The sequence below is a fragment of the Pseudomonas sp. Ps21-P2 genome (genome assembly GCF_039672565.1).
Taxonomy (GTDB): Bacteria; Pseudomonadota; Gammaproteobacteria; order Pseudomonadales; family Pseudomonadaceae; genus Aquipseudomonas.
Map to the genome: position 1 here is coordinate 73,989 of NZ_JBDFPL010000010.1, position 23,102 is coordinate 97,090.

Genomic DNA, 23,102 nt, shown 5'->3' on the forward strand with positions numbered 1-23,102 from the left:
TTCAGAAACCTTCGAGAACGATCTTGCCCTTGGCCTTGCCGCTTTCGATCACGGCGTGGGCGCGGCGCAGGTTTTCAGCATTGATCGCGCCGAAATGCTCACCGAGGGTGGTCTTCAGTACGCCCTGGTCGATCAGGTCGGCGACGCGATTGAGCAGTTCATGTTGGGCGATCATGTCCGGCGTTTCGTACAGCGAGCGGGTGAACATCAATTCCCAGTGCAGCGACAGGGCCTTGCGTTTCATCGGCACGACGTCGAGGGATTTCGGGTCATCGATCAGCGCCAACTGGCCTTGTGGTTTGAGGGCCTCGATCAGCTGCGTGAAGTACGAATCGGTGTGGGTCAGGCTGGCGACATGGCTCACCTGGCGGACGCCGATCTGGTTCAGCTGCTCGACCAGCGGCTGGCTGTGATCGATGACGTGGTGGGCGCCCAGGCTTTCGACCCACTCGCGGGTTTCCGGACGGGACGCCGTGCCGATCACGGTCAGCTTGGTCAGTTGGCGGGCCAGTTGCACCAGAATCGAACCGACGCCGCCACCGGCACCGACGATCAGCAGGCTGTCACCTTCGCCGCCGCCTTCTTCAACGCCCAGACGGTCAAACAGCAATTCCCAGGCGGTGATCGAGGTCAGCGGCAGCGCGGCGGCGTGGGCGTTGTCGAGTGTCTTGGGTTTGTGCCCGACGATGCGCTCATCCACAAGGTGGAATTCGCTGTAGCTGCCGGGACGTGCGATGGAACCGGCGTAGAACACTTCGTCCCCGGCTTTGAACAGCGTGACGTCGCTGCCCGTTTCGCGAACCACGCCGACCGCGTCCCAGCCGACCACTTTGGGGTCGGTGGCCGCAGAGCCGGCGCGGATTTTTGTGTCCACCGGGTTCACCGAAATCGCTTTGACTTCGACCAGCAAATCCCGAGCGCCGGGCGTTGGCTTGGGCAAATCCATATCGAGCAGCGCATTGGGATCTTCGATGGGCAGACCGTGTTGGGTGAAGGCGACGGCTTTCATGGCGATCTCTCTAAATGGGATGACAGAGGCGTATTGAAACGTTGGACCCATCTTGTTCTTGTTCGTCAGGCAGAAAAACCAGCAGAATCCGGCAACACTTTCACGGCTGGAGTGAAAATGATCCGAATCGACGATCTGACCCTGTTCGTTCGCACCGCCGCGCTGGGCAGCTTCTCCAATGCCGCGCGGGAGGTTGATCTGCTGCCGGGGCAAGTCGCGGCGGCCATCAAGCGCCTCGAACGCGAGCTGGATATTCGCCTGTTTGCCCGCTCGACGCGCAGCTTGCGTCTTACCGCTGAAGGCGAGCAGTACCTGCCGACCGCCCAGACGGTGCTCGATGCGTTACGGGATGGCCGGGAAAAGCTGCAGCGGGAAAGCGCTGAGCTGCAAGGCACGCTGCAGGTGGCGGCGCCGTCGGATCTGGGGCGAAACATGCTGCTGCCGTGGCTGACGGATTTTCGCAGCCAGCACCCGGCGCTGAATCTGCGCCTGTTTATCTCCGATCAAGTGGCCGATCTGTTTCGTGATCCGGTGGACGTTGCCATTCGCTACGGCGTGATCGAAGACGCGAACTACATCGCGTTGGCGCTGGCGCCATGGAATCGCCGGGTGTTGGTGGCATCGCCGGAGTACCTGGCGCGCAAGGGCCGGCCTATGGTGTCCGATGACCTGATGCGACACGAGTGTTTGCTGTTTACGCTGGCGGGGCGTGTGTACGACAAATGGCGGCTGGGCGGGCGAGTGTTTTCGGTGTCAGGCCCGTTGCTCACCGATGATGCTGATCTGGTGAGGCGCTGGGCGGTGGCGGGGCAGGGTGTGGCGTACAAGTCGTGGCTGGATGTCTGCGAGGACGTGCACGCCGGACGGCTGGAACTGTTGCTGCCAGATTACCCGGGCGAACCGACCCCGCTTAACCTCGTCTGCCCGCACCGCAAACAGTTTTCACCGGCGGTGCAGCAGTTGCATTCGCTGTTGAAAAACCGCTTTGCGGGAATGGAAAAGGGATTGCCGGCGTTGTTGTGAGCATGAGTTGTGATCGTTCCCACGCTCCGCGTGGTAATGCCGCCCCTGACGCTCTGCGTCATCTGACGGCGGACGCGGAGCGTCCAGAATGCGTTCCCACGCAGAGCGTGGGAACGATCAAGGTCTGTAGTGGATCCTGCGGTGCGCCACCAACTTGAGCGAACGCAAAATATGTGGGAGTGAGCTTGCTCACGAAGACGGCATTTCAACCGCTGAAGATTTGGCGGATGTACTGGCCTCTTCGCGAGCAAGCTCACTCCCACAGTTTGAGTAGCGTCGTGCTCCAGGCCTGATCGTTCCCACGCTCCGCGTGGTAATGCCGCTCGTGACGCTCCGCGTCACTTGGCAGCCGACACATCTGCGGCGTTAATGGGAATGCCGCGGCTCTCCGCTTCGTGCGATGACCCGCAAATGCAAGGTCGCTGGCTCCAGACATCCGCCGGTGGACAGCTGCCCCACCAACTGCCGATACAGCTCCTGCCACGGGGTTTGCGAGGCCGGCATTTTCGGTTCGAACAGCGCGCGGCGTTCGGCCATTTCCTCGTCGCTGACCAGCACGTTGACGCTGCGGTTGTTCAGATCCACCCGCAGCCGGTCGTTGGTTTTCAGCAGCGCAAGGCCGCCGCCCACTGCCGCTTCCGGCGACATGTTCAGGATCGAAGGACTGGCCGAGGTCCCGCTCTGCCGGCCATCGCCCAGGCACGGAAGCGAATCGATGCCCTGCTTGATCAGCGCAGACGGCGGCGCCATGTTCACCACTTCGGCGCTGCCGGGATAACCGACCGTACCCGCGCCGCGGATCACCAGAATGCAGCGCTCGTCGATTTCCAGCGAAGGGTCGTTGATCCGCGCGTGGTAGTCCTCCGGGCCCTCGAACACAATGGCTCGCGCCTCGAAGCTGTTCTCCGCGCCCGGCTCGGACAGATAGGTCTTGCGGAACGCCTCGCCGACCACCGACATCTTCATGATCGCGCTGTCGAAAAAGTTGCCGCTCAGCACGATGAAACCGGCGCGGTGTTTGAGCGGGTCTTCGTACGGACGGATCACGTCAGCGTCGTGGGCGACGGCGTTGCGCACGATGTCACCAATGGTTTTGCCGGAGACCGTGCCGCATTCTCCGTGCAGCTTGCCGGCCTTCTGCAGCTCGTGCATCACCGCTGGCACGCCGCCTGCGCGGTGAAAGCCTTCTCCCAGGTACTTCCCGGCCGGCATGCAATTGACCAGCAACGGCACGTCTTCGCCGATGCGCTGCCAGTCGTCGAGGCTCAACTCGACGCCCATGTGCCGGGCGATGGCGATCAAGTGCGGCGGGCAGTTACTCGAAGCACCCAGCGCTGAGGCCACCGCGATCGCGTTTTCAAACGCCTCGCGGGTCATGATCTGCGAGGGGCGCACATCTTCACGGACCAGATCGCAGATCCGCTTGCCGGTCATGTAGGCCATCTGCCCGCGCTCGCGGTACGCCGCCGGAATGCTCGCGCAACCCGGCAGCGACATGCCCAGCGCCTCGGCCAGCGCGTTCATCGAAAGCGCGGTGCCCATGGTGTTGCAGTGGCCCACCGACGGCGACGCGGCGGTGGTCATTTCCATGAAGCCTTCGTAATTGATCTCACCGGCCGACAGCAGATTGCGCGCATGCCAGAGCACCGTACCGGAACCAATCAACTCGCCCTTGTGCCGACCGTCGAGCATCGGCCCGCCGGACAATACAATCGCTGGCAGGTCGGTGGTCGCTGCCGCCATCAGGCAGGCCGGGGTGGTTTTGTCGCAGCCGGTGGTGAGGACAACGCCATCCAGCGGGTAGCCGTGGAGAATTTCCACCAGCCCGAGGTACGCCAGGTTACGGTCCAGGGCAGCGGTCGGACGGCGGGTCTGCTCGGCCATCGGGTGGACCGGAAACTCCATCGGAATCCCGCCTGCATCACGAATCCCGGCCTTGACCCGCTGGGCGAGCTCCAGGTGATGACGATTGCAGGGCGCCAGATCAGAACCCGTCTGAGCAATGCCGATGATCGGTCGGCCCGATTGCAGCTCCTCGCGGGTCAGGCCGTAGTTCATGTAGCGCTCGACGTACAGCGCCGTCATGTCGGCGTGTTCCGGATCATCGAACCATTGCTGGCTGCGAAGGGGGCGTTTCGGCGTGTCGGACATGGTTCGGGTCTCTCTTGGAATTAGGTGTGCTGCATAAGGTGTTCAGCGTTACAACAAACCGCGCACGGCGAGATTGCGTATCAACGCGCCGACGCCGAATGTCCACGGCGCCGCGTCACTGCTGTGGGTCACCTCATTGTGCAGGCCGCCGAACAGGCTGCTGCTGATACTGACCTGATCGCCCAGCTTGTGGGTGAAACCGCCACCGGCATGGTCGCGGTCGGCGGTCGGGGCGAAGAGGGTGCCGAGAAACAGCAGGAAGCCGTCCGGGTATTGATGGTTGGCGTTGAGCGCCTGGCCGGCAATGTCAGCGGGATCACGGCTGATCTGCGACATCGAGCTTGAGCCTTTCATCACGTAACCGTCATCGCCTTTTACCTGCAGGTCGACCACGCAGTTGCGCACGTCATCGAGGGAGAAGGTTTCGTCGAACAGCCGAATGAACGGGCCGATCGAGCACGAGGCGTTGTTGTCCTTGGCCTTGCTCAACAGCAACGCGCTGCGGCCTTCGAAGTCGCGCAAGTTGACGTCATTGCCCAGGGTTGCGCCGTGGATCTGCCCGCGACTGTTCACCGCCAGCACCACTTCCGGCTCGGGGTTGTTCCACTCCGATTTCGGATGAATACCCACTTGGCTGCCGCTGCCCACCGCCGCCAGCACCGGTGCTTTGGTGAAAATCTCGGCGTCCGGCCCGATGCCGACCTCAAGGTACTGCGACCACATGCCTTGCTCGATCAGCAGCGCCTTGAGGGTGCTCGCCTGTTCGGAGCCCGGCTTGATGTTTCGCAGGTTGTCGCCGATGGCGTTCTGTACGATCGCGCGCACGCTCTCCGCCTTGGCCGGATCGCCTGCCGCCTGTTCCTCGATTACTCGTTCGATCATGCTTGCGGCGAAGGTCACCCCTGCGGCTTTGATCACTTGCAGGTCCGCCGGCGCCAGCAGGTACGGCTTGTTGGGATCAGGCGTTGCGGTCGAATTCGCCAGCAGTTCTTCGAGGCTGGCGACACGTTTGCCCTGGGCTTCACGCACGGCGGCCAAAGGGGATTCCAGCTCCAGCAACTCACTCAAGGTGGCGAAGCTCGATGAAAGATCGAACACGCCGTCGTTGCGCAGCACCACAGGCGATGGGCCGCTGATGTGTCCGGGCACCCACGCGCGACCGATCAATGTGCCATTCAGGCCGTCGGCGGGGAGGGTGTTTTCGGGAGTGAGCTGGATAGGCATGGTGAAGTCCTCAACGCTTTTTATGATTTACGAACGACCCTAATCAGCACCGGCGATAAACTCCAATGACATCTGCTCAGTAATCGATAACACTGGGTTATCGCTCATCGAGGCCTTCCTCATGTCAGACATTTCCTTTTCTACGGTCTGTAACTGGCTCAAGTTCAAGCACCTGGTGCTCATCGAAACCCTGGCGCGCACTCGCAACATGCACGCGGCGGCGCAGCACATGAATCTTAGCCAGCCGGCGGTGAGCAAAATGCTGCGGGAGATCGAGCGGCTGCTGGGCTTCGATGTGTTCGAGCGCCTGCCGCGCAACATGCCGCCCACCGCCCTCGGCGAACATGTGGTGCGCTACGCACAGATCGCCCTGAATGACGCGAGCAAGTTCGTTGATCAGATCAGCAGCTTGCGCGAGGGCGGCCATGGCTTTCTGAAGGTGGGGGCGATCTTCGCGGCGACTGCGGTGGTGCTGCCGGAAGCTATCGTGCAGTTGAAACAGCGTTGGCCGCTGCTGTCGATCGAAGTGGTGGAGCAGACCAGCGACCACCTGATGGAAATGCTCGACGACAAGAAGCTCGACCTCGCGGTGGCGCGTTACACCAATGAAAACCAGCAGCAGGTGTACGACTTTCAGGCGTTGGCGCCGGAGCCGTTCTGCATGGTCGTCAACAGTCGCCATCCGCTGACCGAACTAGCACAGACGCCGCTGCAGGCGCTCGGAAACTGGCCATGGATTCTGTACCCGCTGGGCACGCCGATTCGCGCACGGATGGAGCAGGCGTTCGCCAAAGCTGGAATTCCCGTGCCGAAGAACACCATCGATACCATCTCGATGCAGACCTTTCTGCAAGTGCTGCAGGCGGGGCCGATGATCGCCATGTTGCCGGCTTCCATGGCGCAGCCGCATCTGGATTCCGGCCTGCTGAAAGTGCTGAACACGCCGCTGAAACTAGCGCCCCAGGATTACGGAATCCTCACCCGCCGAGGTGAGCCGTTGCTCGGGGCGGCGTCAGAATTTGCCGAAATTCTGCTGGCGAATGCGCAGCTGGCGCGTCAGTAAGCGATAACGCAGCGTTATCAATCAATGGAAACAAGTCATTATCCTAATCAACGCCGCTGTCAGTAACATCGCTCCGTGTTTCGACCCTCACATAACAACAATACAGGCGCCTCCGAGTGCCTGGAGGTCCCGCCATGGAAACCGTTTCCCAGCGCCTGCCCGAGTCCTCGGGTCCCGGGCACGCCAGCTTTGAAGACCGCACCTACCGCAAAGTCATTCTGCGCATCCTTCCCGTCCTGCTCTTGTGTTACATGGCGGCGTATCTGGACCGCGTGAACATCGGCTTCGCCAAGCTGGACATGCTCAACGATCTGCAATTCAGCAACACCATCTATGCCCTCGGCGCGAGCATGTTCTTCTGGGGCTATTTCCTCTTCGAAGTCCCGAGCAACCTGTTGCTGCATCGCTTCGGCGCGCGGTTCTGGATCGCCCGGATCATGCTCACCTGGGCCATCGTATCCATGGCCGTCGCGTTTACCGTGCCGCTGGCGAAGTTTTTGCACATTGAGTCGGAAACCATGTTCTACGTGCTGCGCTTTCTGCTCGGCATCTGTGAAGCAGGCTTCTTTCCCGGCGTCATTCTTTACCTCAACTACTGGTTTCCTACCCGTCGGCAAAGCCGGGTGATGGCCGGTTTCCTGATGGCGATGCCGATCAGTCTGACGCTGGGCGGTGTGATTTCCGGCTGGTTGATGACCCGTATGCAGGGCGTCAACGGCATGGCCGGCTGGCAGTGGCTGCTGATCATCGAAGGCCTGCCTTCGGTGGTAATGGCCTTTGTGGTGCTGGCGTTCATGGCCAATAACATCGACGCGGCCAAATGGCTGTCGCCCCAGGAAAAGGCCATGCTCAAGGCCAACCTGGAGACCGACAGCAAAGGCAAGGCGACCAGTCTGCGCGAGGTGTTTTTCAACGGACGCGTGTGGCTGCTGGTGCTGATCCTGCTGACGTTCAACACCGGTTTCTACGGGCTGGCGTTCTGGATGCCGTCGATCATCAAAAGCGCCGGCGTCTCCAACCCGATGGACATTGGCCTGCTGACGGCCATTCCCTATGGCATCGCCGTGATCGCCATGACCCTCAACGCGCGGCACTCCAACAAGACCGGCGAGCGCCGCTGGCACGCCGCGATTCCGGCCATCATCGGCGGCATCGGCTTGATCCTCAGCGCCTACTTCGCCAGTAACGTGGTGTTGTCGATCATCTTCTTGAGCGTGTCGGCCTCCGGCGTGCTGAGCCTGATGCCGATCTACTGGACCCTGCCGGGCACCGTGCTGTCCGGCGTCGCGGCTGCTGCGGGAATCGGCATGATCAACGCCATCGGCAACCTGTCGGGCTTCACCGGCTCGATGATCACCGCCGTGGCCGAGAACCTCACGGGCAACATCAACAACGGCACCTACGTGCTGGGCGCCTGTTTGTTCATCAGCGCCGGACTGATTCTGTCCATCCCTCGGGCGATGTTGGGCAATCACAAGGCCGAAGCGCCTGCGCGAGGCGAGGTGCTTTCTCACGCGTAATCGGGATAGAGCGGACACACGCTTTTCCCTTTGGGAGATTCCCGGCGTCCAGACGTTCCACACTTTCGCGTAGTAACACGGTCCCTGTGGGAGTGAGCTTGCTCACGAAGACGGGATTTCAGTCGCCGAAGATTCAGCGGATGTTCCTGCCTCTTCGTCCGGATGCGGCCCAGACCAAGCTCGCTCCCACATGAACGGGTGCCAGCACTAATATCGTGCCCCGGTCATCCCTATCTTTTTGCCTGCCATCGCCAGCCGCGATGGCAGGCTCGCCATTGCCTGATATACGCAGCTCACCGTCACTCCTAGCATCGGTCGCACATGACCTCGCCGTCGGCGAAATGGAGAAGACCCTGTGAGAAACTTCCGGATTGGCCAGATCGTCCCCAGCTCCAACACCACCATGGAAACCGAGATCCCGGCGATGCTCACGTCGCGGTATTCCCTGTTTCCGGACGAGCGCTTCACCTTTCACTCGTCTCGCATGCGCATGATGAAAGTCAGCCCCGAAGAACTGAAAAAGATGGACATCGACAGCGACCGCTGCGCGCTGGAATTGAGCGATGCGCGGGTCGATGTCATGGCGTACGCCTGCCTGGTGGCAATCATGTGTCAGGGCGCCGGTTACCACAAAGTCTCCCAGGAGCGCTTGAGCAAAACCGTCGCCAGCAACGCGTCCGACGCACCCGTGCTCAGCTCGGCCGGCGCGCTGATCGACAGCCTGCAGATGCTCGACTACAAGAAAGTGTCGATCATCACGCCCTACATGAAGCCACTCACCCAACAGGTCATCGACTACATCGAAGCGGCCGGCATCGAGGTGGTGGACGCCATCAGCCTGGAAGTCTCCGACAACCTGCAAGTCGGGCGGCTCGACCCGATGGATCTGGTTTCCCACGCTAACCGGCTTAACATCGGACAGGCCGACGGGGTGGTGCTGTCGTGCTGCGTGCAGATGCCGTCACTGCCCGCCATTCAGGTCGTACAGGACCGACTGGATAAACCGGTGCTGTCGGCGTCTGTGGCGACCGTCTACCAGATGCTCAAAACCCTCGGGCTCAAAGCGCAGGTTCCGAACGCCGGCCATCTGTTGTCGGGCGCGTTCTGAGGCGATGTCTGACGGGGTACTATGGCGGCCACTCAGGCCAGCACGCCCGGTACCCCACATGAAACTCGACCCTGTCTCGCTGCGCCTCTTCGTCAGCGTCGTCGAAGAAGGCACCATTGCCGCCGCCGCCAAGCGCGAACACATTGCCGCGGCGGCCGTCAGCAAGCGGCTCAGCGAACTGGAAGAGCTGCTCGATTCCCGGCTGCTCAACCGCACCAACAAAGGCATCACCCCGACCGACGCCGGCCTGTCGCTGCTGTTCATGGCCCGCAGCGCGCTGAACAACCTCAACGACATCGTCCTGCAGATGCGCGACTACTCCAACGGTACGCGCGGCTCGGTGCACGTGCTCGCGAACATCTCCGCGATCACCCAATTCATGCCCGGCTTGATCAAGTCGTTCATGGCGCTTTATCCGCTGATCAACATCGTCCTCGAAGAGCAGCAAAGCCTGGCGATCACCAAAGCCGTCGCCGAAAACCGCGCCGAGATCGGCATCTTCACGCGCCTGCCCCATGGCGCCGACATCGAAGTCTTCCCGTTCCGCACCGACCGCCTGGTCTTGATCGTGCCCAACGACCACCCGCTGGCAGGCCGCGAATCCGTGTGCTTCAGCGACACCCTCGACCATGAATACGTCGCCCTGCGCAGCGGCACCCACTTGAATTTCCAGTTGATCAAAGCCGCCAACGACCTCGGTCGCTCCCTGAGAATCCGCATGGAAGTCGCCAGCTATGACGCCCTGAGCCTGATGGTTCAGGCAGGCGTGGGCATCGGCATCATGCCCGAAGGCAGCGTAGGGATTTACCGAATGGAGGGTGCGAAAGTGGTTCAGCTGGAAGAGGAATGGGCCAGTCGTGAGCTCAACGTCTGCGTGAGATCAAGGGAGGGTTTGGCGGTGGCGGCGGCGTTGTTTTTGCGCCATGTGTTGGCGGGGTGAGGCTGATCGCCGGTATCCTCGACCATCGCCGAATGGACCCTCCATCCCTATGCTGATTTTTGATTGCACCAAAGACGCCGCTGATTTTTTTTCGAAGAAAGTGAAGGGCGAAATCATCAGCGCTGTGCAGCCCTCCGCCGCTGCCCAATCGCTGGAACCGGACAGCGCAGCCCACGATCGAGTGGATCGCTGGCAACTGCACGTCACCAAATTCGGCAGGACTCATGTCCTGCTCGCCATGAAAGTCGACACGCGCTACGCAATGATGTTTGTGGGCCTGAAACGCAACGACGTGCAGGGTTTTCTGCAGCAGTTCAGTGCTCGATACATTCTTGAAGTGCTTGTGTTGGCGGGTAATGTTAGCGGGCAAATTCCGCCTCAGTCTGAGCTCCAGCGACACGTTGATCTGTTGGAAGAAAGCCTCCAGTCTGTGCATTTCTTCAAGCGTAGCGATCGGAGTGTTCAAGCCCACATCAATGATGTGCTCTACATGGCTGCATACGATGCCTACGAAGGAAAAGGGCTGCCAGTTGAGGCGCCGGATCTTATCGCCTTCGGTGAGGTGCCCAACGGTATGCTCCGATCAATCAGGGGCGGGGATTACTTCATTCCGGCTGAGCTGGAGCTGAAGCAGGCTTGTCCGAGGTTCGGAATGGTGATGACCGAGGGGGAGATTGCGGATGGGTATAAGAGGTGGAGGTCGCGTCGGCGTGAGCAAGATCCGGAACCTGAATTTGAGGATTAACAAATAGAGGATCAGGACTTCGCGTGCAGAAAGCGCCTGTGTTGAGCCACTTGAAAGAACGCTCGAATTGCTCCAAATCATGATGCAGGCAGTGTAAGGAGGCACAGATGAACAGACTTGAAAGGATCAAAGGCTGCCTGCTTGGCGGCTCGGTGGGCGATGATGTAGCGGCTGAGTTAGAGAATTAGCATATTCAGCAGATCTTCGTGGATGAGATACAGGGTGTTGAGCACGCGCCCGGTGCGGCCATTGCCATCGGTTAACGGGTGGATGGCCTCGTGCAAACATGTGGGAATAACGTGTCGCTATATATTGGTTTCAGCGACATGTTTCGCTCTCGTGTCGCTGATGGCGACATGTGCGAAAGCCCCCGGGAATTGATTAGTGGATTTGCGGTGGTTTGAGCTTAAGAAATATAGGCTGCGGTTCCGGTCTCAATGCGTGAAGGCTCGTATGGAAAAATCAGGCAGCAGTAGAACGCCCATTTGCAGCCGATGCACGCGAATACCTGGCTCCTTCACGGTGAACTACTAAGACATCCTTAGCGGTTGGCTGCTCCGGTGCAACGGATTTTGCGCAAACAGGTGCCTGCCCTATCGAGCGGGGGAGGCTGCACAGTGAGTCCTCAATCAGGCTGAAACACTTTGCGCGTTGTGGTTATAAAATGATTTCGCAAAGTTAAATGAGCCCTCGCGCACCTCAACCCAATTGTCGAGGACGTAATTCCGTCACATCACTCATAAAGCCAAGGCTTCAGCTCATCGAGATTTTTCACGACGATCTGCTGCGCCGCTGCTTTAGGATCGAGCTTCTTCGGGTCGATCTGAAAGCGCTGGAGTACATACTTCACCAGAGCGCGCCTTGTCGGAATCGTCAGCACGCCTTCTTCCATCCCAAAATCAGCCTCAATGATCGCCTTTTGTTCTGGCTTGAGGCGCGAGTCGGGTTCGATCACGACGGCCACCTCAGTGTTCCAGTCTTCGTCTGCATCGATCAGGTTCTCGGTTCTGCGCTCAAACTCCGGTTGACCGCGCAGCCGACTCAGCACGAAGTCTCGGTACATGCGGTTCTTCTCGCAATACGCTCTCACGTGCCAACGCATCCCTGTGTAGACCAGCGTATGGGGCGCGATCAACCGGGTCTCGGGGACCGGGTTGGCGAGCGACACATATTCAACGGCAATCACTTCGCTTTCACGGCAAGCCTTGAGCAGCGGGCGCAGCACTTCCGGGCGGATCGTGCGATCCGGCACTTCCAGAACCCTGGTGTGTGCATACGCCAGGGCCAGTCCTTCTACGTGCGGCGCTCGTGAGTGCGTCTGATTGAGCAGGTGCAGATAGGCGCTTGCGCTGTCGTCGATGAACAGCGGCTTGAAGTGTTTACTGGGTACATAGCCCTTCAGCTGCTTGTCATATGTAAGATTTTTAGGCGCATGTTCATTGATGTAGGTATTGATGTCTTTCGAGGCCTGCTGACGGCTGATGCCGAAGCTCTGAATCAGGTGGCCCGTGGTCAGCCGGCCTTCCCACCACACGACCGTCTCGATCAACCGATAGCGAAGTGCCAGATCCCAGCGAACCTGTTGGATGTCCTGCGCGCGTTTCATACCCGCTCCATGTGCGTGATTTGTTTACCTGTATAAGTCTACATTCTATACGTGTAATGAAACGCTACATATCCTGCGCTCGTCTTCGGCATGAAGCGAACTCACGATAAGGAGGTGAACATGACAACGTCAGATGCAATTTCGACAGGGGTGCTGGTGCTAATGGCCGCCATTGCAGTGGTTCTGATTTTGCAGTGCCTGCGGCTTCAGGATATCTGGCAATTGATCGTCGATTGCAAGAGCTCGATGCGCTGGGCGCAAATTCATGAGGTGGAGAATAAAGAACTGCGGTCGGCTCTGCGGGCAGAAAAAGCCCATGTTGAGCAACTCAGGAGAAAGCTCGACCTCCTGCAAACCATGATGCCGGCCTTGTAAGGAAGCACAGATGAACAGAATTGAACGGATCAAAGGCTGTCTGCTAGGCGGTGCGGTGGGGGATGCCCTGGGAGCACCGGTTGAGTTTCTTGAATGGTGCGCCATCCGCGCAATGTTTGGATCGAAGGGCATCGTCGATTTTGCGCCAGCTTATGGTCGCGTAGGTGCCATCACCGATGACACACAAATGATGCTCTTCACCGCTGAAGGTCTGCTGCGCGCTTATGTACGTGGGAGTTCCCGCGGCATTTGCCACGTGCCCAGCGTCATCCACCATGCCTTGTTACGCTGGCTGATGACCCAGGATTATTCGCCTGCGACCTCCGTAAGCCTCAACGGCTGGCTGGTGCAGGAGCGGGCCTTTTGGTCCCGCCGCGCACCTGGCCACACTTGTGTCAGCGCGCTGAAGGCCAGTTCGCGCCTGGGCTTTCTCGCCGAAAACAATAGCAAAGGCTGCGGCGCTGTCATGCGTGTCGCCCCCTGCGCCTTCTTTGGCAATGCTTTTGACAATGCCGCTGAGTCCGGGCGTCTGACCCACGGCCACCCAACCGGGTATATGGCGGCCGGACTGTTCGCCGATATTCTCCAGCGCATCGCTGACCGGCAGGACAGCCTCGAACACGCCATTACCGAAAGCCTCGTCGAGCACGGCCACAAACCTGGCATGGAAGAGACACGAGCGCTTGTCGAGCGCGTGCTTTTCTTTTTTTACGAAGGCTACCGTCCAACCCCCGAGCGTATCGACGAGCTTGGCGGCGGATGGATTGCAGAAGAAGCACTGGCGATCGGCATCTGGTGCGCACTGACTGCCACATCGTTCGAAGACGGCGTGATCAATGCCGTTAATCACAGCGGAGACAGCGACAGCACCGGGCTTATCGCCGGGCATCTGCTCGGTATTCAGTACGGCGTTGAGGCGATTCCGAAACGATGGCTGGAGCGGCTTGAGTTGCGTGGCGTGATTGAGGCTGTGGCGGAAGATATCGAGCGGGTACCGAGGGATTATTCCGGGTATGGAGGCGAGTTTGATGCCGAGATCGAGGCACGCTATCCGGGGGATTGAATGGCTGGCGGGCTTCGTCGGAGCCTGTCCCTGTTTCATAGCGAGACGCACGCCGTGGATCCGGATTTGTAAAGTATTGGATCCATTGGTCGATATGAATTCGGTAGCAATTTGATGCAGACAACCTCATACACGGACAGGCGGTGGAAATGGCTAGCGAATTGACCCTCACGAAACTCAACCAAGCTCTTGAGTGGGCCTACGAAAAAGCAATGGATGGCATCCCCGGCACTGAGTCGGCCGAGGAATTCGCCGCGGAATACAGAAAGAACAACGATACGGCCATCGACGCTGCGAACTCGCTGATCCGCTGGCAAAACACCAAAGCCGCCACCTCCGGCTTTCTGACCGGGCTGGGTGGAATCATCACCTTGCCGGTCACCATCCCGGCGAACATCGCCAGCGTTATGTATGTGCAGCTGCGCATGATCACCGCGATGGCCTACCTGGGCGGCCACGACCCCCGCGACGATCGCGTCAAAACCTTGGTTTACACCTGCCTGGCGGGCAACGCGGCTAAAGACATTCTGAAAGATGTCGGCATCTCGATTGCCAACAAACTGGCGATCAGCTCCATTAACAAAATCAGCGGCGCGACCCTGACGAAGATCAACCAGGCTGTGGGCTTCCGGCTACTGACCAAGTTCGGCAGCACCGGTGTCGTGAACCTGGGCAAAGCGGTCCCACTGCTGGGCGGCTTGATCGGCGCAACGTTCGATTCGGTGACAACGAATACGGTCGGGAACGTGGCTCGTGATCTGTTCGTGGTGAATCCGGCGACAGCGTCGGCTGAAGCTGACGATGTGGCGGCGGGCGTGGCCTGAGGCTATTGAGGGTGAAACCCGGCAGCTGGTGGCCGGGTTTTGTCGAGCGGGATCGTCATGGTTGCTCTTGGAGCTGCATGGTTTTCGGAAATATTGAAGCGATGTCAAGGTCGATTTACAGAGGTTATAGTTACTTATGTGCCAACTATCGGCACAGGTTTTTCGTCAATTAGGTTGCAAAAACGCTGGGTCCTGCCTAATTGCGCTTGGTTAACGCTGTAGCATCAGCCTTACCTGGGTGGCTAATTTACCTGTATGGACGTCCAGTGTTGGCTTCGATGGCTCAACGGCTTAATGTGCGCGGCATCTAGGACAACCGACCACCGCACGCAGAATCACGGTTGATTCACCTGTGATTTGGACAGTAGCCAAAATAGGGGCGACATGCTGGCCCGATGAAACCGAGGGAGATAAGGTTCGCCAGTTGACCGCAGCTGAAGCTTTCTTCTCGATATAGATTTCTGTCGACCTCTGTTTGGTGCTGGCGCTATTGGCATCTCCCAAGCGCGTAATCCACGACGGCGGCGTACTCATTTTTTACCCAGTTAGGATGCCAATGGCTATCAAGAAATCTGACCTCTATTCCTCTCTATGGGCCTCGTGTGACGAGCTGCGCGGTGGGATGGATGCAAGCCAGTACAAAGACTACGTCCTGTTCATGCTGTTCATTAAGTACATCTCCGACAAGTACGGCAACTCAGATGACTTCGCGCCACCGGTCAACATCCCGCCGGGAGCCAGCTTCAAAGACATGATCGCCCTCAAGGGTAAGGCCGACATCGGCGACAAAATCAATAAGCAGATCATCCAGCCATTGATCGATGCCAACACCCGGCTTGCGCGCAGCGACTTCCCCGACTTTAACGACCCAAACAAGCTAGGCGAAGGCGATGCGATGGTGCAGCGTCTTACCAATCTGGTGGCTATCTTCGAGAAGCCTGAGCTGGACTTCTCGAAAAATCGCGCCGAGCACGACGACATTCTTGGCGACGCTTACGAGTATCTGATGCGTCATTTCGCCAGCGAAAGTGGCAAGAGCAAGGGCCAGTTTTACACTCCGTCCGAAGTCAGCCGCATCATCGCCAAAGTTATCGGCATCAGCCCGGCCAATGCCGTGGCAAAGACGAGTGTCTATGACCCGACTTGCGGCTCAGGTTCGCTATTGCTGAAAGTGGCCGATCAGGCTGGCAAACACATCACCCTGGAAGGGCAGGAAATGGACGTGACCACCGCCGGTCTCGCCCGCATGAACATGATCCTGCATGACTTCCCGACCGCCAACATTCTGCAGGGCAACACGCTGTCCACGCCCAAGTTCAAGGATGGTGAGCAGTTGCGTACCTATGACTACGTAGTGGCCAATCCGCCGTTCTCGGTCAAGAGCTGGAGCGTCGGGCTGACGCCAGCCAATGACCTCTATCAGCGCTTTGCTTGGGGCGAGCCACCGGCCAAGCAGGGTGACTATGCCTTTTTGCTGCACATCATCCGCTCGCTGAAAAGTAACGGTAAAGGTGCCTGCATTCTCCCCCACGGCGTGCTGTTTCGCGGCAATGCCGAGGCGGTGATCCGTGAGCAGTTGGTGCGTTCTGGTTACCTCAAAGCCATTATCGGCCTGCCCGCCAACCTGTTCTTCGGCACAGGCATACCCGCCTGCATCCTGGTACTGGACAAGGAAAACGCCAGTGCGCGCAAAGGCATTTTCATGATTGATGCCGCCAAGGGCTTTATCAAGGACGGCCCAAAGAATCGCTTGCGCGATCAGGACGTGCACAAGATCGTCGATACCTTTACCAGAATGGCAGACGTGCCGCGTTTCGCGCGCATGGTCTCCTTTGATGAAATCAGCGACCCGAAGAACGGCTTCAACCTAAACCTGCCTCGCTATATCGACAGTACCGAGCCTGAGGATATTCAGGATATCGACGGCCATTTGCGCGGTGGCATTCCCGAGCGTGATATCGATGCTTTCGAAAGCTACTGGCAGGTGATGCCGGCACTGCGTGCTGCGTTGTTCAGGCCTGCCAGCCATCCCGGTTACTTTGAGCTGGTCAGCCACGAGGTGAAACCGGTCATTTTCGGCCACCCGCAGTTTACGGCCTTCAAGGCTGGTGTCGATAAGCTATTTAACCAATGGCTGACGGAAAGCACCCCTCAGTTAAAAAGCTTTGCAATCAACAGCCACCCTAAAGAGCTGATTGCCACACTGTCCGAAGACTTGCTTAATGCATTCGCCAAAGCACCTTTGCTCGACCATTACGACATCTATCAGCACCTGATGGACTACTGGGCTGAAACCATGCAGGACGACTGCTACCTGATCAGCTCCGAAGGTTGGAAAGCCGCCGCCAAAGCGCGCGAAATCCTCAAAGTAAAGGATAAGAACAACAAGTTGAGTTGGTCTGAGAAGCATGACTACTGCCTGGGCAAGCGCCGCTTCAAGTCCGACCTGATTCCGGTCCAGATTCTGATTGCCCGCTATTTAATTGCCGAACGCAATGCTGTTGAAGATCTTCAAACCCAGCTTGCCAGTGTTGAGCAAAGCTTGAGTGAAATGCTTGAAGAGCACAGCGGCGAGGATGGCTCGCTCAGCGAAGTGGTGGAAGGCGAGGGTGAAAAGAAGAAGGTCACCGCCAAAGCGATCAAGACACGTCAACGCGAGATTGGCCTGGATCCGGATTATGAGGATGAACTCAAGGTATTGGTCGAATACGGCGCATTGATTAATCAGCAAAGCATCCTCCACGCCAAGCTCAAAAAGGCAGAGGAAGAACTCGAGAACAAGATTCACGCGAAATACCCGCTGCTTGGCGAGGATGAGATCAAAAGCCTGGTGGTGGATTATAAATGGCTGGCTACTTTGGCCGATGCTGTGCAGGGCGAACTCGACCGAGTGTCTCAAACTCTGACCGAACGCATCCGCGAGCTGAGTGAGCGCTACGCCACCCCGCTGCCGCAGCTCACTGATGAAGTGGCAACCCTTACCAGCCGTGTGGCAGAGCATTTGAAGAAAATGGGGGCGGTATGGCAGTGAAGCCTGGCTATAAACAGACGGAGGTCGGTTTCATCCCGGAGGCATGGGAGGTCGAGTCTCTTAATAGTATCGGTCGCGTTATTCGTGGCTCAAGTCCTCGGCCAAAGGGAGACAAGCGATATTACGGAGGCAACGTCCCGCGCCTCATGGTCGAAGACGTTACTAGAGATCGAAAATACGTTACGCCGACAATTGATTTTTTGACTGTCGAGGGAGCGAAGCTAAGTCGGCCGTGTAAGAAAGGAACTTTGACGGTCGTGTGCTCGGGCACGCCGACTGTGGTCGGCCTTCCGTCCATTCTCGGAGTGGACGCGTGTATTCACGACGGAATGTTAGGGTTGGTGCATTTAAGTCCGACCGTTGAACCCGAGTACCTCTTCTATCGATTGACGGACCTGCAAGGACAGCTGCAAGCGGCGGCTACACATGGAGGCACTTTTGTAAATCTGACCACGAAAGGCTTTGGTGCTTTCAGGATCACAGTTCCTCCGCTGCCAGAGCAGCGCACCATCTCGACGGTATTGAGTGATGTAGATGCGTTACTGGCTGGATTGGAGCGACTTATCGCCAAGAAGCGCGACCTCAAACAGGCTGCAATGCAGAAACTCCTGAGCGGCCGAATCCGTCTCCCTGGTTTCCAAAGCGAGTGGAAGGTGAAGACGCTGGGCGAACTGTTCAATTTCAGCGGCGGTTACTCGGCCTCACGTGACCAGCTTTCCAATGAGGGACATTGCTATCTTCACTATGGCGATATCCATGGGACAAAGAAAACTTGTATCGATACTGGTGCTGACTTTGAAGATATCCCTAAGCTCGATATCTCATTGAAACAAATCTCGCCTTGTTCTCTGCTCGAAGACGGAGATGTGGTGTTTGTTGATGCTTCGGAAGACGATGACGGAACCAGTCGGCACGTGGTTGTGGTGAACAAAGATAGTCTCCCGTTTATTGCCGGTCTTCATACGATTGTTGCCAAAAGCAAGACTGATGAGCTAGTGCACGAATATCGTCGTTATTGTTTTCAGACCGCTGCCATACGGAAACAGTTTCTTTTCTTCGCAGTTGGAACAAAAGTTTCTGGAATCAGCAAGTCAAACATGCCAAAAATTACGATCCCTGTTCCGAGTGTACCTGAGCAAGCAGCCATCGCGGGCATTCTGGCGGATATGGACGTAGAGTTGGCCACGCTGGAACAGCAGCTAGCCAAAACCTACACACTCAAGCAAGGCATGATGCAAGAACTGCTTACCGGAAGAACTCGGCTGCTATGACAAACATGAGCATGGAAGCGATTCAAGCGAAGCAGGCAGTGAGCTATCCAGCAACATCATCAGCGTTTACGAGCTGCTTATGGATTCTGCACTGGATATGCCTCAGTACCAGCCCCCCTATGAGTGGACCGGTAAGAACAACAACCAACTGTCAATTCCAAGCAAATAGTAGCGCGTGGCTAAATAGCCTCAGCAAACACTAACCTGGGTAAGCCCTGCAGGATGCACCTGATGATTCAACAACCTCGCTCCGAACGTCGCACCCAGAATCGTATTGTGGCCTTGTTTACGGATACGTCACGACCTGATTGTCTTGGCTACAACTACCTGGGTGAGTGGAGCAAGCGTGGGCATAATCGCAACATTGAAGTCGAGCTGCTGCAGGCAAACCTGAAGCAGCGGGGCTACTCCGATGCGCAAATATCAGCAGCGTTGCAGCGGCTAATGACTGCGGCTGATGCAACTGGCGTTTCGTTGTACCAGGCTAATTTGCGTACCTACCAACTGCTGCGTTATGGCGTGCCGGTACAGGTAGTCGTAGGGCAGGCCCACGAAACGGTGCATCTGGTTGACTGGGAGCATCCTGAACGCAATGACTTCTCCATTGCCGAGGAAGTGACCTTGCGTGGTGGCTACGAGCGCCGCCCTGATTTGGTGATTTATCTGAACGGTATCGCCATCGGCGTGATTGAGCTCAAGCGCAGTTCGGTAGAGGTAGCCGATGGTATTAACCAGCTGATCACCAACCAGGAGGAAATCTTCAACAAGGGTTTCTTCAGTACAGTGCAGTTGGTCTTCGCTGGAAGTGACTCTCAAGGCTTGCGATATGGTACGGCCACGACTCGCGCCGAGTTTTTTGTCGAGTGGAAGGGGACGGTAAGCGCTAAACCCGAAGAGTTGAGCGTTTTGCGAGAGATGCCCGCGCGCTATCAAGTGCTACCGGGGGTAGGAGTGGGTCAGTCTGGTTATTTGCTGGACAATCCTCTTGCCCAGATGTGCGAGAAGTCGCGACTGCTTGATCTGATCCGTAACTTCATCATTTTCGATGCGGGTATCAAGAAGGTGCCGCGCCCCCACCAGTACGCTGCAGTGAAAGCGGCGCAGGAGCGCGTTCGGCGTGAAGAAGGCGGGGTGATCTGGCATACCCAAGGCAGTGGCAAAAGCATCTTGATGGTGCTGATCGCCAAGTGGTTGCTGGAGCATGATCCTGATGCACGCATTCTAGTCATCACGGATCGCGATGAGCTGGATAAGCAAATATCCGGGGTTATGCGCAATGCCGGATTAATCGGCGACGACGCGCCCTCGCCACGCGTTACATCCAGGGCCGACCTTGCGCAAAAGCTTTCCTCCAGCACACCACGACTGCTTTGCGCGTTGCTGCATAAGTTCGAGCCTGATCTGAGTGTTCCGCCGCCCCCCATGCGTGGGCGCTTCTATGTATTCGTGGATGAATGCCACCGCACCCAAGGCGGTGACATGAACAAGCAGATGAAGCAATGGTTGGCCAATGCCCTGTTTATTGGCTTTACCGGTACACCGCTGCTGCGTAAGGATAAGCAAACTACGCGCGATGTGTTCGGTACTTACATCCATACCTACAAATTCCATGAAGCCGTCGCGGATAAGGTCGTGTTGGACCTCAAGTATGAAGCGCGCGACGTACCGCAGCGTTTGACCTCCCAAAAGGCGATCGATGCCTGGTTCGAACAGAAAACCAAAGCATTGAACAACTACCAGAAATCGATTTTGCGCAAGCGGTGGGCAACCATGGAAGCGCTCATGAGCGCAGGCGAGCGTAAGCAGCGCATCATCGCCAGCATCATTGAGGACTTCAGCCTGAAGCCGCGCCTCAATAACAATCGGGGTACGGCCATTCTGGTGGCAGCCAGCATCTACGATGCCTGTCATTACTTCCGTTTGTTTGAGACCACCTCGTTTGGCCCTTACTGCGGCATCATCACGTCCTATGAGCCGAACCACAACGCGATCTCCCGCGAACCTGCGCAAAGCGATGAGCGCTATAAATTTGATACCTATACGCAGTACGTACTGAAGCCCGGCCAGACCACCACCGTTTATGAAGATGAGACTAAGCGTCGCTTCATTGAGGAACCGGCCAACCTGAAGCTACTCATTGTGGTCAGCAAGCTGCTGACCGGCTTCGATGCGCCTAGTTGCTCCTATATCTATCTGGATAACGAGCTGCGGGACCACAACCTGTTCCAGGCAATTTGCCGCACCAACCGGCTCGACGGTGATGACAAGGCCTTCGGTTATATCGTCGACTTCAAGGAGCTGTTCGGCGATGTGCAAGATGCTATTTCGGTGTACACCTCTGACGAGTTGGATGTCGACGCAGGCAGCGGAGGCAGTAACAACGTTGAACTGAAGAATTGGCTGGTCGAAGGGAAGAAGCAACTGGACGCTGCCCGTGAGGCATTGAGTTACTTGTGCGCCCCCGTGGCCCCACCCCGTGAGGTTGAACAGTTTATCCATTACTTCTGTGGTGTTGCCACTAACGCCGATGCGCTGGATGAGACCGAAGCACTGCGGGTGTCCTTCTATAAAATGGTGGCTTCATTTGTGCGAGCGTTTGCCGACTTGGTGCAGCACCTCACGGAAGTCGGTTACTCGGCTGCTGAAGCGGGACGGCTACAAACTGAGGTACAGTTCTATGCAGACGTGCGTGAGGCTATCAAAAAAAATTCCGGCGAAGAGCTGGATATCAAGCCATTCGAAGCGGACATGCGGCATCTGCTAAATACTTATATTCAGGCAGACCACGCTGACCCGATGAGCACGGTCGATAATTTTTCGTTGGTTGAATTGATCGTCCAGACTGGCGTCCACGATGCCATTGCCAAAAAGCTTAACGCCAAAGGTAACCTCTCCAAAGGGGCGATTGCCGAAGGCATTATCAACAACGTGCGCAAGACCATCATTCGAGAGCAACTGACAGACCCGAAGTTCTACGAGGGTATGTCGAGGTTGCTCGAGGACCTGATCAAGCAGAGCCGTGAAGATGCAGCCGCCTACGAGGAGTTTTTGCGCAAGGCCGAGGCGCTGGTCAAACAGCTGGCGCAGAAGGGACCAGGAACCTCACCCGCTGCACTGAGCGGGCATCGGGAAGCCATCGTGTTGTTCAACAACCTGGACAGCATTCCAACGACCTCCTTTCAGTGCCCGACAGATGAAGAGGCGAAGGTGAAGCTGGCCTTGGATATTGATCTGGCCATGCGCGGCTCGGCCCCTGCGTCCTGGCGAGGAGACCCTGCACGGGAGGCGCAGGTTCTTAATGCGCTCTTCCCTCTGATGGGGCGTGACCGTGTAGCGACGTCGGCAATATTCGAGATCATCAAGAACCAACAGGGCTATTGATGAACGAGCTTATTGAGCTGGGTGATATCTCAATTTCGGTGACCAGGAAAGACATCAAAAATGTCCACCTGAGTGTGCACCCTCCAGAAGGGCGGGTGACGTTAGTCGCGCCAACGAGTACGCGGCTTGAAGTTGCCCGGGCTTATGCCATTTCCAGGCTGGGCTGGATTCGCGAGCAACAGAACAAACTGGAAGCGCAGGCGCGTGAGTCGCCGCGTCAGTTTGTGGAAAGAGAAAGCCACTATGTCTGGGGACGGCGCTACCTGATGGTAGTTAACCACCTAGATTCCAAGCCATCGGTGGTACTAGACCACAAACGCATCACCCTAACTGTTCGCCCTGGCAGCGAGGCGCATAAACGTGCCCAGGTACTCCACGAGTGGCAGAAATTGCAACTCCACGCCGTGGTGCCGATGTTGATCGAGGAGTGGGAGCGTAAGCTGGGGGTGAGGGTGGCTAGCTATTACCTGCAGCGGATGAAAACGAAGTGGGGTAGCTGTAACCACCGTGCAGGTAACATCCGCCTGAACACCGAGTTAGTGAAGAAGCCGAAAGACTTGCTTGAGTACGTGATCGTTCACGAGATGGTTCACCTACTTGAACCTACCCACAGTGAGCGCTTCATCTCTATCCTTTCAGAGCATTTCCCAACTTGGCGTGAGGCACGCGCCGAGCTGAATGAGTTGCCGTTGGCGGCTGAGGTTTGGAAAGAGTGAAACTGTTCAGCCCGTCATAGAAGCGCTCTGAAAGCCAGCTTCAACAATTGCT

17 protein-coding genes and 1 pseudogene are annotated in these 23,102 nt (G+C 57.5%); 13 read left to right on the forward strand and 5 right to left on the reverse strand.

Features of this window, described 5'->3' with window-relative positions; genetic code table 11:
- Position 1: 1 nt before the first annotated feature.
- Positions 2 to 1,009 (reverse strand): zinc-binding alcohol dehydrogenase family protein, encoded by a 1,008-nt coding sequence (locus ABEH28_RS23320; RefSeq protein WP_346631180.1) that lies wholly within the window; start codon positions 1,007 to 1,009, stop codon positions 2 to 4.
- A 117-nt stretch (positions 1,010 to 1,126) separates the two neighbouring features.
- Between ABEH28_RS23320 and ABEH28_RS23325 the strand changes: the two genes are divergently transcribed.
- Positions 1,127 to 2,032, forward strand: coding sequence for a LysR family transcriptional regulator (locus ABEH28_RS23325; RefSeq protein WP_346631181.1), 906 nt, complete (start codon positions 1,127 to 1,129; stop codon positions 2,030 to 2,032).
- 366 nt (positions 2,033 to 2,398) lie between these two features.
- Here ABEH28_RS23325 and ABEH28_RS23330 read toward each other — a convergent pair whose 3' ends face one another.
- On the reverse strand, positions 2,399 to 4,183 hold the full coding sequence (locus ABEH28_RS23330) for an IlvD/Edd family dehydratase (RefSeq protein ID WP_192173789.1): 1,785 nt from the start codon (positions 4,181 to 4,183) through the stop codon (positions 2,399 to 2,401).
- Positions 4,184 to 4,231: 48 nt separating this feature from the next.
- A complete protein-coding gene (locus ABEH28_RS23335) occupies positions 4,232 to 5,407 on the reverse strand; it encodes a fumarylacetoacetate hydrolase family protein (RefSeq protein ID WP_282372791.1) in 1,176 nt (391 codons plus the stop codon).
- Between the two features lie 121 nt (positions 5,408 to 5,528).
- On the opposite strand from ABEH28_RS23335, the gene ABEH28_RS23340 reads away from it, so the two are divergent.
- The 5 genes from ABEH28_RS23340 to ABEH28_RS23360 all read left to right on the forward strand — a co-directional run bounded on the left by ABEH28_RS23340 (position 5,529) and on the right by ABEH28_RS23360 (position 10,783).
- Complete coding sequence (locus ABEH28_RS23340; RefSeq protein WP_192173787.1) at positions 5,529 to 6,470, forward strand: LysR family transcriptional regulator; 942 nt, start codon at positions 5,529 to 5,531, stop codon at positions 6,468 to 6,470.
- 134 nt (positions 6,471 to 6,604) lie between these two features.
- Positions 6,605 to 7,990 (forward strand): MFS transporter, encoded by a 1,386-nt coding sequence (locus tag ABEH28_RS23345; RefSeq protein WP_346631182.1) that lies wholly within the window; start codon positions 6,605 to 6,607, stop codon positions 7,988 to 7,990.
- Positions 7,991 to 8,345: 355 nt separating this feature from the next.
- Positions 8,346 to 9,098, forward strand: a complete 753-nt coding sequence (locus ABEH28_RS23350; RefSeq protein ID WP_346631183.1) for an Asp/Glu racemase — start codon at positions 8,346 to 8,348, stop codon at positions 9,096 to 9,098.
- A 58-nt stretch (positions 9,099 to 9,156) separates the two neighbouring features.
- Positions 9,157 to 10,038, forward strand: a complete 882-nt coding sequence (locus tag ABEH28_RS23355) for a LysR family transcriptional regulator (RefSeq protein ID WP_346631184.1) — start codon at positions 9,157 to 9,159, stop codon at positions 10,036 to 10,038.
- A 49-nt stretch (positions 10,039 to 10,087) separates the two neighbouring features.
- Positions 10,088 to 10,783 carry a hypothetical protein gene (locus ABEH28_RS23360; protein WP_346631185.1) on the forward strand — a complete coding sequence of 232 codons (696 nt, stop codon included), beginning with the start codon at positions 10,088 to 10,090 and terminating at the stop codon, positions 10,781 to 10,783.
- Between the two features lie 179 nt (positions 10,784 to 10,962).
- Here ABEH28_RS23360 and ABEH28_RS23365 read toward each other — a convergent pair.
- Positions 10,963 to 11,061: pseudogene (locus tag ABEH28_RS23365) on the reverse strand (Fic family protein); the annotation flags it as partial.
- Between the two features lie 455 nt (positions 11,062 to 11,516).
- Entirely contained in the window at positions 11,517 to 12,389 is an 873-nt protein-coding gene (locus ABEH28_RS23370; RefSeq protein WP_346631186.1) for a WYL domain-containing protein, read from the reverse strand.
- A gap of 120 nt (positions 12,390 to 12,509) precedes the next feature.
- On the opposite strand from ABEH28_RS23370, the gene ABEH28_RS23375 reads away from it, so the two are divergent.
- The 7 genes from ABEH28_RS23375 (at position 12,510) to ABEH28_RS23405 (ending at position 23,050) form a co-directional block, all read left to right on the forward strand.
- Positions 12,510 to 12,764: a hypothetical protein gene (locus tag ABEH28_RS23375; protein WP_346631187.1), complete on the forward strand. Its 255-nt coding sequence runs from the start codon at positions 12,510 to 12,512 to the stop codon at positions 12,762 to 12,764.
- Positions 12,765 to 12,774: 10 nt separating this feature from the next.
- Positions 12,775 to 13,827: an ADP-ribosylglycohydrolase family protein gene (locus ABEH28_RS23380; protein WP_346631188.1), complete on the forward strand. Its 1,053-nt coding sequence runs from the start codon at positions 12,775 to 12,777 to the stop codon at positions 13,825 to 13,827.
- A 149-nt stretch (positions 13,828 to 13,976) separates the two neighbouring features.
- Positions 13,977 to 14,651, forward strand: a complete 675-nt coding sequence (locus tag ABEH28_RS23385) for an EcsC family protein (protein ID WP_346631189.1) — start codon at positions 13,977 to 13,979, stop codon at positions 14,649 to 14,651.
- 556 nt (positions 14,652 to 15,207) lie between these two features.
- Positions 15,208 to 17,682, forward strand: a complete 2,475-nt coding sequence (locus ABEH28_RS23390) for a type I restriction-modification system subunit M (RefSeq protein WP_346631190.1) — start codon at positions 15,208 to 15,210, stop codon at positions 17,680 to 17,682.
- Positions 17,673 to 18,953 (forward strand): restriction endonuclease subunit S, encoded by a 1,281-nt coding sequence (locus tag ABEH28_RS23395; RefSeq protein WP_346631191.1) that lies wholly within the window; start codon positions 17,673 to 17,675, stop codon positions 18,951 to 18,953. Before ABEH28_RS23390 ends, ABEH28_RS23395 begins: the two co-directional genes overlap by 10 nt.
- Before the next feature lie 231 nt (positions 18,954 to 19,184).
- Positions 19,185 to 22,334 carry a type I restriction endonuclease subunit R gene (locus ABEH28_RS23400; RefSeq protein WP_346631192.1) on the forward strand — a complete coding sequence of 1,050 codons (3,150 nt, stop codon included), beginning with the start codon at positions 19,185 to 19,187 and terminating at the stop codon, positions 22,332 to 22,334.
- Positions 22,334 to 23,050 carry a SprT family zinc-dependent metalloprotease gene (locus ABEH28_RS23405; protein WP_346631193.1) on the forward strand — a complete coding sequence of 239 codons (717 nt, stop codon included), beginning with the start codon at positions 22,334 to 22,336 and terminating at the stop codon, positions 23,048 to 23,050. Before ABEH28_RS23400 ends, ABEH28_RS23405 begins: the two co-directional genes overlap by 1 nt.
- The last annotated feature ends 52 nt before the right edge of the window (positions 23,051 to 23,102 follow it).

Bases quoted from the DNA above. Each gene is read 5' to 3' on its own strand.
- ABEH28_RS23320 (WP_346631180.1), bottom strand. From the start codon at position 1,009: ATGAAAGCCGTCGCCTTCACCCAACACGGTCTGCCCATCGAAGATCCC.
- ABEH28_RS23325 (WP_346631181.1), top strand. From the start codon at position 1,127: ATGATCCGAATCGACGATCTGACCCTGTTCGTTCGCACCGCCGCGCTG.
- ABEH28_RS23330 (WP_192173789.1), bottom strand. From the start codon at position 4,183: ATGTCCGACACGCCGAAACGCCCCCTTCGCAGCCAGCAATGGTTCGAT.
- ABEH28_RS23335 (WP_282372791.1), bottom strand. From the start codon at position 5,407: ATGCCTATCCAGCTCACTCCCGAAAACACCCTCCCCGCCGACGGCCTG.
- ABEH28_RS23340 (WP_192173787.1), top strand. From the start codon at position 5,529: ATGTCAGACATTTCCTTTTCTACGGTCTGTAACTGGCTCAAGTTCAAG.
- ABEH28_RS23345 (WP_346631182.1), top strand. From the start codon at position 6,605: ATGGAAACCGTTTCCCAGCGCCTGCCCGAGTCCTCGGGTCCCGGGCAC.
- ABEH28_RS23355 (WP_346631184.1), top strand. From the start codon at position 9,157: ATGAAACTCGACCCTGTCTCGCTGCGCCTCTTCGTCAGCGTCGTCGAA.
- ABEH28_RS23360 (WP_346631185.1), top strand. From the start codon at position 10,088: ATGCTGATTTTTGATTGCACCAAAGACGCCGCTGATTTTTTTTCGAAG.
- ABEH28_RS23370 (WP_346631186.1), bottom strand. From the start codon at position 12,389: ATGAAACGCGCGCAGGACATCCAACAGGTTCGCTGGGATCTGGCACTT.
- ABEH28_RS23375 (WP_346631187.1), top strand. From the start codon at position 12,510: ATGACAACGTCAGATGCAATTTCGACAGGGGTGCTGGTGCTAATGGCC.
- ABEH28_RS23380 (WP_346631188.1), top strand. From the start codon at position 12,775: ATGAACAGAATTGAACGGATCAAAGGCTGTCTGCTAGGCGGTGCGGTG.
- ABEH28_RS23385 (WP_346631189.1), top strand. From the start codon at position 13,977: ATGGCTAGCGAATTGACCCTCACGAAACTCAACCAAGCTCTTGAGTGG.
- ABEH28_RS23390 (WP_346631190.1), top strand. From the start codon at position 15,208: ATGGCTATCAAGAAATCTGACCTCTATTCCTCTCTATGGGCCTCGTGT.
- ABEH28_RS23395 (WP_346631191.1), top strand. From the start codon at position 17,673: ATGGCAGTGAAGCCTGGCTATAAACAGACGGAGGTCGGTTTCATCCCG.
- ABEH28_RS23400 (WP_346631192.1), top strand. From the start codon at position 19,185: ATGATTCAACAACCTCGCTCCGAACGTCGCACCCAGAATCGTATTGTG.
- ABEH28_RS23405 (WP_346631193.1), top strand. From the start codon at position 22,334: ATGAACGAGCTTATTGAGCTGGGTGATATCTCAATTTCGGTGACCAGG.